This window comes from Paenibacillus sp. MT86 (assembly GCF_058792535.1).
In genome coordinates, this window is record NZ_CM179499.1 from 4,972,539 (window position 1) to 4,987,131 (window position 14,593).

13 protein-coding genes are annotated in these 14,593 nt (G+C 43.8%); 5 read left to right on the forward strand and 8 right to left on the reverse strand.

The window, feature by feature from the left end:
• Window positions 1–63 precede the first annotated feature (63 nt).
• From AC3RCL_RS22375 to AC3RCL_RS22395, 5 genes are all read left to right on the forward strand, one after another.
• Window positions 64–1,026: an ABC transporter permease gene (locus tag AC3RCL_RS22375; protein WP_251497678.1), complete on the forward strand. Its 963-nt coding sequence runs from the start codon at window positions 64–66 to the stop codon at window positions 1,024–1,026.
• A 12-nt stretch (window positions 1,027–1,038) separates the two neighbouring features.
• The gene (locus tag AC3RCL_RS22380; protein ID WP_015736632.1) at window positions 1,039–1,920 is read left to right on the forward strand and encodes a carbohydrate ABC transporter permease; all 882 of its coding nucleotides are present in this window, start codon (window positions 1,039–1,041) and stop codon (window positions 1,918–1,920) included.
• A 94-nt stretch (window positions 1,921–2,014) separates the two neighbouring features.
• Window positions 2,015–4,387: an AraC family transcriptional regulator gene (locus AC3RCL_RS22385; protein WP_492532071.1), complete on the forward strand. Its 2,373-nt coding sequence runs from the start codon at window positions 2,015–2,017 to the stop codon at window positions 4,385–4,387.
• Window positions 4,388–4,618: 231 nt separating this feature from the next.
• Window positions 4,619–6,046 (forward strand): PQQ-dependent sugar dehydrogenase, encoded by a 1,428-nt coding sequence (locus AC3RCL_RS22390; RefSeq protein ID WP_492532073.1) that lies wholly within the window; start codon window positions 4,619–4,621, stop codon window positions 6,044–6,046.
• A 29-nt stretch (window positions 6,047–6,075) separates the two neighbouring features.
• The gene (locus AC3RCL_RS22395; RefSeq protein WP_492536440.1) at window positions 6,076–6,219 is read left to right on the forward strand and encodes an ATP-binding cassette domain-containing protein; all 144 of its coding nucleotides are present in this window, start codon (window positions 6,076–6,078) and stop codon (window positions 6,217–6,219) included.
• 173 nt (window positions 6,220–6,392) lie between these two features.
• Here the strand turns inward: AC3RCL_RS22395 and AC3RCL_RS22400 are convergent, their stop codons facing one another.
• From AC3RCL_RS22400 to AC3RCL_RS22435, 8 genes are all read right to left on the reverse strand, one after another.
• Window positions 6,393–7,247: a phosphotransferase family protein gene (locus AC3RCL_RS22400; RefSeq protein WP_492532075.1), complete on the reverse strand. Its 855-nt coding sequence runs from the start codon at window positions 7,245–7,247 to the stop codon at window positions 6,393–6,395.
• A 109-nt stretch (window positions 7,248–7,356) separates the two neighbouring features.
• A complete protein-coding gene (locus AC3RCL_RS22405) occupies window positions 7,357–7,863 on the reverse strand; it encodes a DinB family protein (RefSeq protein WP_213579356.1) in 507 nt (168 codons plus the stop codon).
• A gap of 388 nt (window positions 7,864–8,251) precedes the next feature.
• On the reverse strand, window positions 8,252–9,307 hold the full coding sequence (locus AC3RCL_RS22410; protein WP_492532077.1) for an ankyrin repeat domain-containing protein: 1,056 nt from the start codon (window positions 9,305–9,307) through the stop codon (window positions 8,252–8,254).
• 128 nt (window positions 9,308–9,435) lie between these two features.
• A complete protein-coding gene (locus tag AC3RCL_RS22415; RefSeq protein ID WP_492532079.1) occupies window positions 9,436–9,627 on the reverse strand; it encodes a VOC family protein in 192 nt (63 codons plus the stop codon).
• Between the two features lie 190 nt (window positions 9,628–9,817).
• Window positions 9,818–10,291, reverse strand: coding sequence for a hypothetical protein (locus AC3RCL_RS22420; RefSeq protein WP_492532081.1), 474 nt, complete (start codon window positions 10,289–10,291; stop codon window positions 9,818–9,820).
• A gap of 464 nt (window positions 10,292–10,755) precedes the next feature.
• Entirely contained in the window at window positions 10,756–11,217 is a 462-nt protein-coding gene (locus AC3RCL_RS22425; RefSeq protein WP_492532083.1) for a hypothetical protein, read from the reverse strand.
• A gap of 402 nt (window positions 11,218–11,619) precedes the next feature.
• The gene (locus tag AC3RCL_RS22430) at window positions 11,620–13,011 is read right to left on the reverse strand and encodes a family 4 glycosyl hydrolase (RefSeq protein WP_492532085.1); all 1,392 of its coding nucleotides are present in this window, start codon (window positions 13,009–13,011) and stop codon (window positions 11,620–11,622) included.
• Window positions 13,012–13,261: 250 nt separating this feature from the next.
• Window positions 13,262–14,455, reverse strand: coding sequence for a transposase (locus AC3RCL_RS22435; protein WP_028407136.1), 1,194 nt, complete (start codon window positions 14,453–14,455; stop codon window positions 13,262–13,264).
• Window positions 14,456–14,593: the final 138 nt, after the last annotated feature.

The window sequence follows — 14,593 nt, forward strand, 5'->3', positions numbered from 1 at the left end:
ACTACACTGAAGACGGAAAGCTTGCGGCTTGCCGTTCTCCGGTATTCAAAGAAGGAGTAAACCATGCCTAATGTACAGAGAAACATTGTGAAGACGGCAACGGGAAACCGGGCAGAGAAGAAATGGAGCATGATAAAAAAGGACATTATTCGGAACCGCTACATTTATCTTATCCTGCTGCCCGTCGTTGCCTACTACATCGTTTTTCATTACGGACCCATGTATGGTCTGCAAATCGCTTTTAAAGATTACGGACTTGCAGACGGAATTTGGGGAAGTCCATGGATGGGTTTCGATCATTTTGAAAGTTTTTTTGGAAACTACTACTTTTGGAGACTGATTCGGAACACCTTGCTGATCAATATCTATGAATTGCTGTTTGCGTTCCCCGCTTCGATCATACTTGCCTTATTGCTTAATGAGATTCGCAGGAGTTTTTTTAAACGGATCGTACAGACGATAAGCTATCTCCCGCACTTTATCTCCATCGTCGTTGTGGTCGGGATGATGATCGATTTCTTTGCCCGCGACGGTCTGGTGAATCAACTTCTTGGCATGATCGGACTTGAACCGATTGCCTTCATGCAGGAGCCGGGGTGGTTTCGGTTCATGTACGTATCCTCCGGCGTCTGGCAGGGAATCGGATGGGGCTCTATTATCTATCTCGCCGCCATAGCCAACATCGATCCAACACTCTATGATGCGGCCCGGATTGACGGAGCGGGACGATGGAAACAGACCTTGCATATTACCCTGCCCGGGATCATGCCGACCATTGTAATATTGTTTATACTCAACATGGGATCCATGCTTTCCGTCGGGAGCGAGAAAATTATTTTGATGTACAATCCGATGACCTATGAGACGGCCGATGTCATCTCCACCTATGTATTCAGGAAAGGTATCCTGGGAGCCGATTTCGGTTACACCGCTGCCGTTGGGTTATTCAATTCGGTCATCAGCTTCATTCTGATCGTACTCGCCAATTCCATTAGCAAAAGAGTGAGCGAACATAAATTGTGGTAAGGGAGGAACGGGATGTTTCACAAACGCAGCCTTGGTGAATCGATATTTTCCGTCGTCAATACATGCTTCATGCTCTTGCTTTGCTTCGTCACGCTTTATCCGTTCCTTTACGTTTTATTCGCATCTTTAAGCGATCCTGCAGAAATCGCCCAATTTCGCGGCATGCTGTTTTTCCCTACCGGGTTTAATCTGGATGCGTATAAAGCCGTCATGGATAATCCCATGATTCTGACCGGTTACCGGAACACCCTCTTCTATGTGGCTGGCGGCACAATCATCAACCTATTCATGACAACGCTCGGTGCCTATGCCCTTTCTCGCCGCAACGTCTATTTCAACAATTTCATCATGTTCATCATCGTGATCACGATGGTGTTCAATGGGGGGCTCATTCCAACGTTTCTGCTGGTGAACAGTCTCGGCATGCTGGATACGCCTTGGGCTCTTCTCTTGCCAGGGGCTATCAGTTCATTTAACTTGATCATTATGCGAACCGCCTTTCAAGCGGTACCCGTTAGTTTGGAGGAATCCGCGCGGATCGACGGGGCCAATGATTGGATCATTATGAGCAGGATCATTGTTCCTCTTTCGATGCCCGTTATTGCCGTCATGGTTTTGTGGTATGCAGTGGGGCATTGGAATTCATACTTTAGCGCATTGATTTATTTGCGTGATCGGGAGTTATTTCCTCTACAGCTTGTGCTCCGTGAAATTCTGATCTCGAACAGTACGGACAGTATGACGACCGATGCAGCAGCCACAGATCGGTTGGACATCGGGATCACGATCAAATATGCGACGATTATCATATCTACGCTTCCAATATTATGCCTGTACCCGTTTCTGCAAAAGTATTTTGTGCACGGTGTCCTGATTGGTGCGTTAAAAGAATGATCACCACACGAATCGGTCATCCAACGAAGGGAGCAAGCTTGCTCTTCCCGAATTATAGGGATTGAGCAAGCTTTTCTATACTAGGAGGATCGCCATGTTTTCAATCATTCGAAGAAAGAATGCCGGAAGCAAAAGAAGGAGCCTATTCATCAGGATGCTCGTATCCAATTGTCTTCTGCTCCTGGTTCCCATTCTGATTTGGTTTGTGTTCTATACCAATATTGAACATATCATGAAATCCAATGCGGAACGGTCCAATCTCGGCATGCTGGAGCAGATGCGTCTCAATATAGACAGCCATTTTAAAGAAATTGAACAATTATCCCATCAAATTATACTCAATCCGAAGCTCCGTTATTTATTGGATACGGAAAACAAAGACTTGTCAGAACGGTATCATTTGGTCCAGTTTACAAGGGATTATTTAAAAATGCACTCGAGAATGACCAAGGATTTTGTGTACGATTTCTATATTTTTTTGGACCGAAGCGATTCTGTTATCAAACCGAATCTCGTAACCGATTCTCACAACTTTTATGATAAATATTATCGCTTTGAACATCTGACCTATGAAGAATGGCGTAAGCAGATGACTAGCTATCATAGTCAAACCTACCTGCCGTCCTCCACCTTACAACGAAACGGCTACCTGAAGGATGACCCCATGCAAGTGATTACCTTTATGCAATCGTTGCCGGTCGAAGAAACATCCAATATGAAAGGGAATCTTACGGTTCTGATTGATGAAACCAAGATTCACGAAATGACACGACAAATCGAGTCCGCAAACGGGAGTTCCGTTTATATCGTGAACCAAAATCATGAACTCATCAGCAGTACCCCAGGTGCAAGTCCGTTATCAAACTCGATATTGAATGAACTGAAGTCGAACTCCGGTTTACGCAATTACAATCTGAACGGTCAAGATGTAACGGTATCATTCACAACCTCGGGACAAGTCGGATGGTACTATATTTCTGTGATGCCTTTGAATGTATATTTGCAGAAAGTGAAACAAATGGAGCATCTTGCGCTGTGGCTTCTCTTGCTATGTATCCTTGCGGGGAGCGCGGCTGCATATGGAATCGCGTATCGAAACTATTTTCCAATCAAAAGAATGATAGAGGCGATTCAGGCCGGAAAGTCTCATCCACGTAAACCTGCTGTGAATGAATTTGATTACATCCTGGAAATGATGAAAATTTCCTGGGACGAGGAAAGGCATATTAAAAACAAACTGACTCAACAACTGCCCATTCTGCGTTCTAACTATTTACATCGTGTGCTTCAAGGCTACTTTGAGCCTCCAGAGCAAATGAAACAATCGCTGGAATTTATGGGCATCCATTTTCCGTTTCCTCATTTTATCGTCATTCTCGTTCAAGTGGACGACATGACCCGGTTCGCACCGAACCAAAGTGAAAAACAATGGGCATTGGTGCGATTTATCATCTCCAATTTGGCTGAAGATACAGTCTATGAAGGGCATACGATACATACGATCGACTTGGAGAAAGACCGGCTGGCCCTGCTCGTTAATCTATTGCCGGATCAGATGGATCATCCGGCTTGCCGGGTGAAGGACATCGTATCCGGATTGCATCGCATGCTGGAGACTAGGTTCAAGCTGGAGATCAGCATAGCCATAAGCGGCGTTCATAAGGGCCAGCATCAGATTGGAGAAGCCTATTTGGAAGCGGCTGCCGCCTTGGAGTACAGGATGGTCAATGGGCAGCTGTCGACCTTTTACTATCATGATATTCGCCAGAAAAAGCTGCAGTATTATTACCCTGTCGAAACCGAGCTGCAGTTAATCAACTGCATTCGAAGCGGCGATACAGAGCAAGTGGTCAAACTGCTTACACGGCTGTTCGATCGAAATTTTCGGGATGAATCCATCACTCCGGAGCTCGGGAGATGCTTATTATTCAGTCTTGCCGGGACCCTGCTGCGTATCATGGCATCGGATTCGGATACGCTGGCCTACCGGAAGCTTACAGAAGGTGACATCCACCCTGTGCGTTTCCTGCTTTCCTGTAAAACAACCGACGAAATGTTTGAAAAAGCGAAGGACCTGTATGTATCGGCCGCCGAATCGTTCAAACTGGAACGAAGCGATCACAATGAACAGCTCCTGCTGCAGATTCAAACCTGCATTCAAGCAAATTACGCCGATCCCAATATGAGCTTGAATTTAGTGTCTGAGCATTTGCAGATCACGCCGCAATATATTTCACAATTTTTTAAAAGAGTGAGTGGACAGAACTTCAACGACTACCTGACTGTCGTACGCATGGATCACGCTAAGAAACTGATGTCGGATCCTGGACTGACCAACGCACAGATTGCCAAGATGGTCGGTTATACAAGCGATACGGTTTTCATTCGGGTTTTTAAGAAGGTCGAAGGCATTACTCCCGGTAAATATAGAGAGAGTATTACGAAATGTGCTGGATTAAATCAATAGGAATATTTACTACATTATTTTACATTAGGAGCATATCTCTCATTAAAAGAAAGGATGTGCTGCTGTCGTTTTGCGCTCATATTTCTCCGAGGATTTTTATCATTGCTCGTCTTTTCATCCATGGACCGTAGTGCACCATGATATGGACGCTACCAGCCGCTCCTCCGGAATAATAACCGGTTCTAATCATAAGCTTATACAAGAAAGCCATAAAAGGAGAGGTTAAGTGAATTGACGAAAGTTAAAGTTAGTTTGCGGCCCATCGTTAGCAAGCTGAATTTACCCACTGTGTTGAAAACAACGATTCTTCCGGGCGACTCCGTCGAAAGATTATTCATTGCGACTCAGGTAGGCGAGATCTTTTACATAGGAAACGGAGTTATAGAGACTTTCTTGGATATTCGTCCGCGAATCCTGAAACTAGGTGGTTCTAGCGGCGGATATGATGAACGGGGACTGCTAGGGCTGGCATTTCATCCCCAATTTTATTATAATCGTCTGTTTTATCTCCATTATTCAGCAGCTGGAACCCAAGGTCCAGGGGCCCTTCCAGGTGCTCCTCCTGAATCTTTTAAGCCTAACCCGTGCGATGCTAGCACCTTAAACCTAAAGTGGGCAAATAGAGAACATCAATACGATCATATCGATACAGTCGAAGAATGGATTCTGCAATCGAATGGCCAACCTCGCAAAAGGCGGACGTTACTTAATATCAGAAGGCCATTTTTAAATCATAACGGTGTCAATAGCCTAAACTTTTCCCCTGAAACAGGAAAGCTTGTTTTGACAACCGGTGATGGCGGATCAGGCTATGATCCGTTCAATTTAAGCCAAGACGATATGGAAATCGCAGGTAAAATCATCGAAATTGATGTCGTTAAGAACACGTATATCGATAATCCGCCCGTCGTTACGCGTTTTCATGAACTGCCCGTACCCATTCAGGAGACGCTTACGGTAATCGCCAAAGGTGTTCGCAATATACCCGGCATTTCATTTCAAAGGTATTACAATCAGTATATCAAATACGTAGGGAATGTCGGACAGGATCTCGTAGAGTCGATTTTTTCGTTCGTTCATTATAAACCGATACCGGTTACTCAGCTTATACAAGCTTCTTTAATGAAAACGGAACCTAACCATGAAGGATTTATTAACTTGGGCTGGCGTGGGTGGGAAGGTGCTTTTCCGACCTCGATCATCACCGGCTGCTCTGCAAGTCCGGCTTTGAACGAGAAAACCATTGCTTATTACGAGGAAGCCGTAAGAACTTCCGTACGGCGTCTTCAGCCTCTGACAAGTTATTTTCATGAAGATTCCCGAACCGATAAGTTTAGAGCAACCGCACTTACAGGAGTACAGCCCTATATGGGATGTGAAATCCCCTCTCTATCAGGAAACGTTGTGTTTACCGACCTGGCTCGAGGGCCTGAATCTCAACTTCCCGGTAGAGGGGTCTTAGCCTACACCAAGGTAAGAACGGATGGTAAGCTAAATGATTTTCATGTTATTGAAACCGATGATCCGTTTGGGTCTCAATCCGCGTATTATGTTAGTCTGGGTACGAATCTGAATCAAACCAGACTCTATTTAGGGGTTTATGGCTCGATGAAAGTGGCTGATGCTAACCAAGGTACCGTTTTTGAAATTATTCCATGATTCATAACGAACCAAATCCGGCCAGAATGATGGAAAACGTTATTTCGTTCAATAACGTATGGTTCCGGTACGATTCGCACCAGGATTGGACACTTCGGGAAATCAATCTAACCCTTGATGAAGGAGAATGGCTTACGATCGTGGGTGGTAACGGTTCCGGAAAATCAACGTAAGTAAGAGATTACTTGAATAAGACGGGGCAATCTGCCAATTCATAGCCCAACACATTGCAATGACGCCCCACTCGTTAGGATCGGTACGCTTTGCGCAGCTTTGTATGGCCATTCCTCCTCGAAAACCCTCTGCCGGACAGAGGGCCGGATGGCCCCCAGCGTGAAAGAATTGCCTACACTCGATTTTTCTGTTTCCCTAAGTCTCTTCTTATCTCTGCAACTAGCTTCTTCTTCTCAACATCAGATATGGCATCAGCAGACAATTTCCTTGCTAAAATCGGTATTATCCAAGGCACTACATCATCATAAGAAATCCCCGAGAGTCTATAGTATTCGTCTATAAATATATCAATTAGATCCTCACGAATCGAATCAAACATATCTCTAGTTTCCTCGGGAAAGGAGGACGGCAATACGGCATATCGAATCATTACAATATACTCAGCAATATCTGCTTCAGGATTTCCTATGGTTGCATTCATCCAGTCTAACAAGATTGCTTCTCCGTCATCCTTGACGATTACGTTGCGTGGATTTGGATCACCATGACAAAGGCATTGTTTCGTTTCTAGCGATTCTAACAAGGAAATTGCGCTCTCTTTTTCACTGGCACTCAGGTAATTAACACTCAAAATGTTTGATTTTATTATGCTTTTCTGGCAGGGCAATTCCTTACCTTCAGCTAATGCTTGGTGAACGCGAAATAGTAGTTGAGCTGTAAGCTGGACGTCCGCTTGTTTAACTTCGTTGTTATGGCTAACGATAACCTGATTAAAAAAACGCTCCATCATAGTTTTACCTGCAATATGTTCGAATACAATCCCCGGTCTTCCACTCATTTTCGTTAACTCAAAAGGCTGAGGAATAGGGAGTCCACATTCCCAAGCGATGCAATTATTCAAATACTCTCTTCTTAAAGCTTCGAAACTTGTATTCTCTTTGGCTAGTTTTATGATTCTATTATTCCCTACTTCGAAAACCTCAGAGCATCCACCTTCTCCGATTTTTTGTCCTAATGTATATAACATTAAAGGTAACTCCTGTCTTTTAGGTTTTTGTTATTTCGGCTAACGTTAATGTATTCACGACGTCCAACTATAAGGTTGTATCCACCTTTTTTTCGAATATGCAGCTTATTTACTTAAGTCTATCAATAATTTCATTTATTTGATTAATATGCCTTTGTTCATGTAAGTACAGTGATTTAACCCATTCAATTAATAACATCTCTTTAAAGACTGGGTGTATAAAATGTCTTCTACTCAGCACTGACTCGTCTTCTACTGTATTTAATAGCTCAAGTAACTTCTGTCTTGAATTGTTTAGTTTCTCAATGATCTCTTCATATTCTAAAAATTCATCCGTTGGTTTAGCAATGTCAGGAGCTTCTAGCTTTTGACTTCTATCAAGCAGAAATTCGACTGATTTATTTTCTATAAACGAATCTTCTTTGCTCTTTAACCCTTTTTTTATAGCTACGACATATAATTCCTCTGTTTTAAAAAGGTGTTGACAGACCTGACTAATACTCCAACTGTTTAAGTCTTTCTGTTGGTTTAATTGATCTCCGCTCAACCCAGTAAGAATTCCAAATAATTCGTCTCTGGTCTCTTTTAATTTTTGTTTGATTTCTTGAAGCTCCATAAAAAACTCCCTTTCTTTAATATTTTGCGGATATTTTCTATAACGTTCTTGTATTCACGAATCCTAACCCCTTAAAAGAGCAGAGCGACTGGCTACCATGCATTCTGGTGGTGCAGGGTTGTCTGCCTGAAATGACTTCTTCCATGTCTCTGGCAGACCAAGGGGTGTAGACCACGCTGCGTGAATATGGTGTTATCAGATGTCAATATCTTCTTCGAGTAATTCTACAACGCACTTCATTAGTTCCTTCATTTCACTTCGTTCTTTACATTTCTTATGTATTAAATTTAAATAATATCCCCTTTTTCTTAGCTACGAAGTGCTTAGAAAAAGGGAATGTATTCTGCTTAAAAATGCTTATTATATACATTGATAAGTCGAATATATGTTATCGCTTATAGTCAGGCTGCTCCAGAGTAATAGGATTCGGATTGCTGAGAACCCAATGCACTGCCAGCTCGCACAGTCTCGCAGGCTCATCGCTGCCATTTCCGTTGTGAAGTTCTTTCGCTAATATTCCTGCCTCCTGAAGTGAAGCGGGATTTAATGGTGTACCCAAGCTAAAGTAATGTATCAAACGATTGAGCATTTTACGATATTGATGATCCCAATTCATACCGCCATTATCTAAGATTTCGTATGACACTTTACCAGTAATCCGGATAACCTCACCCTGTACGGTTTTTGCATGTCCTTTTGAAGGAATGAGTAAATTCCAGAGTTCATGATGTTGTGCCTGCCATCCCTTTGTTGATACTGTTATCGAAGAGGCGCCGTCGTGCGTCTTTCGCTTCTCTACTGGAGGAACATCAAATAGCTCATATAGACGTAAAAGTGCCTCATCGGTTTGATTCAAATATTCTTTATTAAAACCTTCTCTGTGAAATTCAAAGTCGTTTCCGATTCGCTTAATAGAGTCTTGCATCTCCGGCGTTACAGTTGTTCCAGCGTTTAGCAAAATATCGGCAACTTCCGCCATATTGACAATATCCGCGTTCCTGCACATGGCCAAAGCTTTTTCTAATGGAGTCTGTCTCATTTTATTTATTGCGCTGATATTAGCGCCTTTAGCAACCAACGTGTGAACCGCTTTTGGTTTAAATGAACCTGCGGCGGCAAATAACGGTGTCTCGTTCTGATCATCAACGGCTTCCAGATCTGCACCCAAATCAAGCAGCAGCTCCGTATGACCACACCAACTCATTGCATGCTTGTGCAGAGGCGTTGCTCCGTAATTGTCTCTAGCATTGATATCAGCACCCTGTTCCACGAGCCAGCGAACCCATTCATTCGGTACTTGGTAAAAGCTCAAGGCAGTTGATTTACTGTAACCGCCACGGGCATCCACTTCGCATCGGGTAAATACCTCTTGTAATGCGGATAAATCGCCTGCTTCAATGAGTTCATCAAAATTTTTCGGTAAGGTTTTTTTCTTCTTGCCCATATGTGCTTTCTCTCCTGACGTCAGAATTTATATATCTTCTTCATTTCGATAAAGACCCTATATTTTACCATTTTTCACTCGGACCGAGAGGCGAATAGCCCAATGCGTCAATATGTTGTTATCAGATGCTAGTGCCTATAAATTGGTCCTTGGAGTATATCTTTCACTTCGATTCCAAGGAGTTTGCTGTACCAGTCTACAGACTTCTCTAAGTCTCTTACATGAATAAAGATTGTATCTACCCTGCTTGCAATTGGTCTTTGCAATATTAATAACCCCCATGAAAAACTTAAATGATTTGTTGGTTTAATAATTTGCACTAATTTCTGATAACGTTCCTTTATTTACGACGAGAGCCGGCCTTAGATAGCTCCTATCTTAGGTCGGCTCGATGTCATCCGAGTTATCTTCCATGATTATACATCGGACGATCGAGGGGTGTAAGCCCCCGCAACGCGAATATTATGTTATAGATGTATCTCCTGCCTTCTTGAACTGCTAACATGATGTTTAGAAAGCGTCATAATAAATGTTTTTTATGTATTTTTGATCCCCATAACGGATTTCTTTTGGATAATCTTCGCTGCTGATCTCCAACTTCAGTAAATCATCATGACTCTCTTTTGTTTTACTTTTAATCTCTGCCCCAGAATGAATATTATATAGTATATTCCTTATCTGCTTATCATATTTAATTTCACAACGCACTCCTAATTTCACCATGTTATGCTGATCGGTAAAATCGTTAAACAAATCTATTAATAGAAAACTATCCTTATCATTTTTCTTGAAAAACACAAAAATGTCTCCCTTTCCCGCCCTATATGGTCCTTCACCATAAGATAAATACTGGTTATACAATTCCATCTTATTAAAACTAATATCTAGTTGTCTCATTATTTCTTCTAAATTGAATACCTCGTCCGTATCATCTATCAAATCAAAAAACGGTAGATAAAAAGAAAACTCAATATATCTCTTCATACTTAATTCCTTTCATTTCCCTCGGCTTCAATTAATTTGATCAGCAATAATCCCCTCTCGAACGCCGACTGCCAACCAAAGTCTACCCTGACTGCAGTTAAACAGCAGGGTTATTTTTTGGGTTTTGTTGAATGAGCCGTCTTATCTTCTCGCTTTTTCAAATAAATATAGAGAAGTATGCTTCCAAAGAATGATATTTCAACTGCCCCGGTAAGAATCCTCATCCATCGCGTTTCTTTAAAATCAAATAAGATATGTCCTATACAGTATACTGCCGATAGCATGATAACCCATTGAAGTAGTGACTTTTTCATTCGCCAGTCTCCCCCTCTTAGTGACTAAATAGTCTAATAATCCTTGATACTTGATTAAGGTAGCCTACACTGCAAAGTATGATTGTGGAATTTTGGAGTAAAATGAAACGGACTAGCGTGACTAGTCCGTTTCTGTTGTTCATATGAGGTCTATTGAACTTCTAGTGCTTTTTTAATTTTATCATTTAAATCTTTATCTCTCGATATAGTAATGTATTCGTCCGATTTATTAAAATAATTCTCTGAGCCTAGGATTAATAGTTGTTCTACACCATTCTCTGAAACGACATATTTATATTCCCCACTATCAGTTGCTTCCTCTACTACAATATCTATTTCCTTGCCGTTCTTATGTTCAAGATGTACAAGTTCGAATATGCCCATATCAGATTTAATGTACATCGAGTAATTAGGATTTGTATTGAAGAATGCAGTGTACTTAGAATTATGAATTTCTTGAATTTTGATCCCCTCATTGTTTAAAAGATCGAGCAGATCCTTAGCATGTTGATATTCGCTTGGTACAACTAATGGTTTTGATTCCTGTTGCGAACACCCGAGAGTCAGGGTGCTTAAAATGAACACGAAAATGATACAGATTTTTCTCAACAAAAAATCACCTCTAAATCATATACTATTAGTTATGTTAAACATTTACAAGTTCTTAAGATCACTAATGGCCGTTTTTACCCATCTGAGCGTTGTTTCATTGTCATTGGATTGGTATCTGTTACAAATAAGGTTTTACACGAGTCTTTGCGGCTGTCTAAATACTGTTTCAACCATACTTAACACTACCAAGTAAATACAACTGCCACTTGAAGCATGCCGGCTCCACGCAATTCGGCCGTATTAAACCAAAGACCACATGATCCCTGATTAGGGAATCTTGTGGTCTTATCGCTCTGCTTTTCTTAGTTTCAGCGGTAACCTGAGAGCAAATGCTTCACTTGAAACGAGTGGCTCCCTTTTAACCTGGGTCTTGATGTACTCCGCAAAAACTTTAAGTTCAGGTCAATCTTCGTACCAAGCATCCGGGATCATCTCACGCTCCAGTACCAGCAGTTCTTGGATGATCTGGTCCGCGTCGCTGATGGAATTCACGAGCGGATCCGTCAGCATCGCTCTCCTCAGCTTCTCGTAGCTCTGTTCCACGACGGCCTCAGCCGTAAGCTCATGCGTATCCAGCACTAGCTCCTGCATGCCTCGGATTCCCCGCGGCATCTCGCCTACGTGGATCGGCTTTGCCCCTTCCATGCTTACGTCGCACAGGAGCTCCAGGAACGAGTCGTCGCTCATGTTCGTTACCGCCCCGCGGTTGAGTGTATTGATGAAGAACCGCTTCCCCAGATTTCCCACCATATTTTCAATAATGTCTGTCGCATGATCGGGGCCGAAGGTGCTCATGTAATCGGCAATCGGAATGTTCCCCGAGAGGAAGTCGTCCACCTGGCGCCACATCTCGTCGTGTCGCTGATATCGGTCCTCCGTCTCCCAAATTGATAACGGCGGAATGGAGTCCTGCGTCTTGCCGAGAGCTTGCCAGTACCGGACATACTCCTTGGTATGGGCCGTGCAGGTAGGAATGCACCCGAAAATATCGTACAGTTCATACGTGATGGCGTCGTTATGAAGCGCTTTTGCGCCGTGGTCGCCGCCGTTGTTCTCTTCGCCGGCCGCCTTGCGCATGGCCTCCGCAATCGCAGGCATGACATTCTTTCCTTCGAACTCCGCTTTCAGCAGCCAAGTGAAATGATTGACGCCGGCGACGCGGAAGTCGAACTTCCGGTCAATCTCCTCGGTGAACTCGCTTCTGTCTCCGATAATGCCGGCCCGCATGGCATAATAGGCCTTCTTATGCGGCATATGATGGCTGTCGCACAGCGCGAACGATTTTAGCTTCGGCGCATATCGGTGTAATGCGATACCATGGACGGTAGATGGGTTAATATAGTTGATCACCCAAGCGTCAGGGCACAACTCCTCGATGTCTTTGACGCATTCCATAATGACCGGCAGCTCCCGCATCGCTCGGAATATCCCGCCAGGTCCGATCGTATCCCCGGAGCACATGCGGATGCCGTATTTCAAAGACACTTGGCAATCGATGCCCCGATATTTCACCGATTGTTCGGCGAAGCTAAGTACAACGAAGTCGGCCCCGAGAAGCACCTGTCTTCGGTCCGTCGAGCCCTCCACCTTCAAGGAGACGTTGTTCTCCCGGGCCACCATCTCGGCAAGTCTCACCATTTTCGACAGCCTTTCCTCATCCGTATCCACCAAAGCAAGCGTTCCCCGATTCAAGTATGGGGAATGGACCATCTGCCATATGGACTGACGACCGAAAAACAGGCTCCCTGCTCCGATGACGACCACCTTCGGCTGCTGCATGTTGGAACCATTCATGATTAACCCTCCTCATAGGATATAAGTCCATTATAGGAGAGTGGCCGAAAAGCGGAATGTACGATAGTTTTCAAAACATGTCATATAGTATGAAAATTCATATCTCATGAATTCTTTAGTATACTTACTTGAGCATTTTGCATAATTCCGAATTTGGATAAATCATAGGAAGAACAGACATTGTCTCGTCTCTAAATCACGCGTTTTCTGAAAAAGGACAGACCTCCAGAATTTTTGAAGTTTGAACTTTTTAAGCGGCGGCTTGCTTTCTTCTCGAAGCAGTTGAGAGCGCAGATACGAGTAGGACGATGGCGTTCAAATACTGCTGCGTAGTGACTTTTTGAACGCCCCAGACATGCAGGCTATCCGCGGACAAATACGTTTTCATTCGAGAATTGCACCGTTCCACGCTGGTTCGTTCATTGTAAAGCTCTTTCCAGCGCTTGGTATCGCGATGCGGATTACTATATCGCCTTAGATCGTCCTTCGTATCGACTTTGACGACCATGCCATAGTTGGACGCTGAGCAAGTGGCCATGCCTAACGGGCAATCTACTTTGCCTGTGGCATGCGGACAACGAAACTTCAAGTAATCGCCGTCGGCGCCCCAGTAAGTCATCGCGAACCCCATCGTACAGCAGGGTGTTCCGTTTGTCGTCATGCCAGCGGGCGGTTCTTTTTCTCCCCGAGGATTGAGAGGAATAATGGCTTGAGCGTTCACCTTTCGAGCCGCTTCGTACACTTTCATTTGGTCATAGCCCGCATCAAGCATGAAGAATCTCGTGCGTTTATCGACAGCAACCTTCTCAATCAGGCTCGGCGCCATTTCTCCATCATTCACATGCGCTGGCGTGACTTCGAGCGCAAGTGGAAGTTCGCTTTTCGTATCCACCGCCAAGTGGAGCTTATAGCCGAACCAAGTCACTTTATTACCGAAGGAGTCGAACTTCGCTCCCCAGTTCGCATTGCCCGTTTGCTCGCTTTTTCGCTTAGGCTGCTTCTTTTCGTAAGCGTGAATCGAGGCACTGTCGATCGCAACATGATTTCCGTCGATGATGCCGTCTTGCTTGCAGCGATTGACCAAGTCTTCGAACAACTGTTTGGCCAGCTCTTTCTTCGTCAGCTCGGCAAAGACTCTGCTTAATGTAGCGATGGATGGAGCCTCGCGGTCGAGTGGAAGTCCGCATTGATAGCGAAACCTAAGATCGGTACTCAGTCGATGATGTAAACCAGTAAATGTCTGGATACGTTCTAGAGGAGCAGCAAGAAGGGCGCGCAAAATGCCTTCTCTGCAATGCCCGTCGGCTCCTCGGGGTGAACGACTTCTCAGTTCTTTCGCGTAAGGACGGAGGTCCAGCACACTGAAAAAGATCGGCAAACGATCTTTTGACTCGATTTTTAGCAGTTCCTCAAAGGAAAACAGACTTTCTTGGAGAATATACAAGAGACTTTACCCCTTCTTGAGTTTTCTGGATTGGTCTCTTGAAAACTTCTGCAAGTTGGGGTAAAGTCCCTTTTTTATGCCTGAAAATCCTTGCGTAGCAAGGGCTTAGATTACTGCAAAATACTCACTTAAAATGAT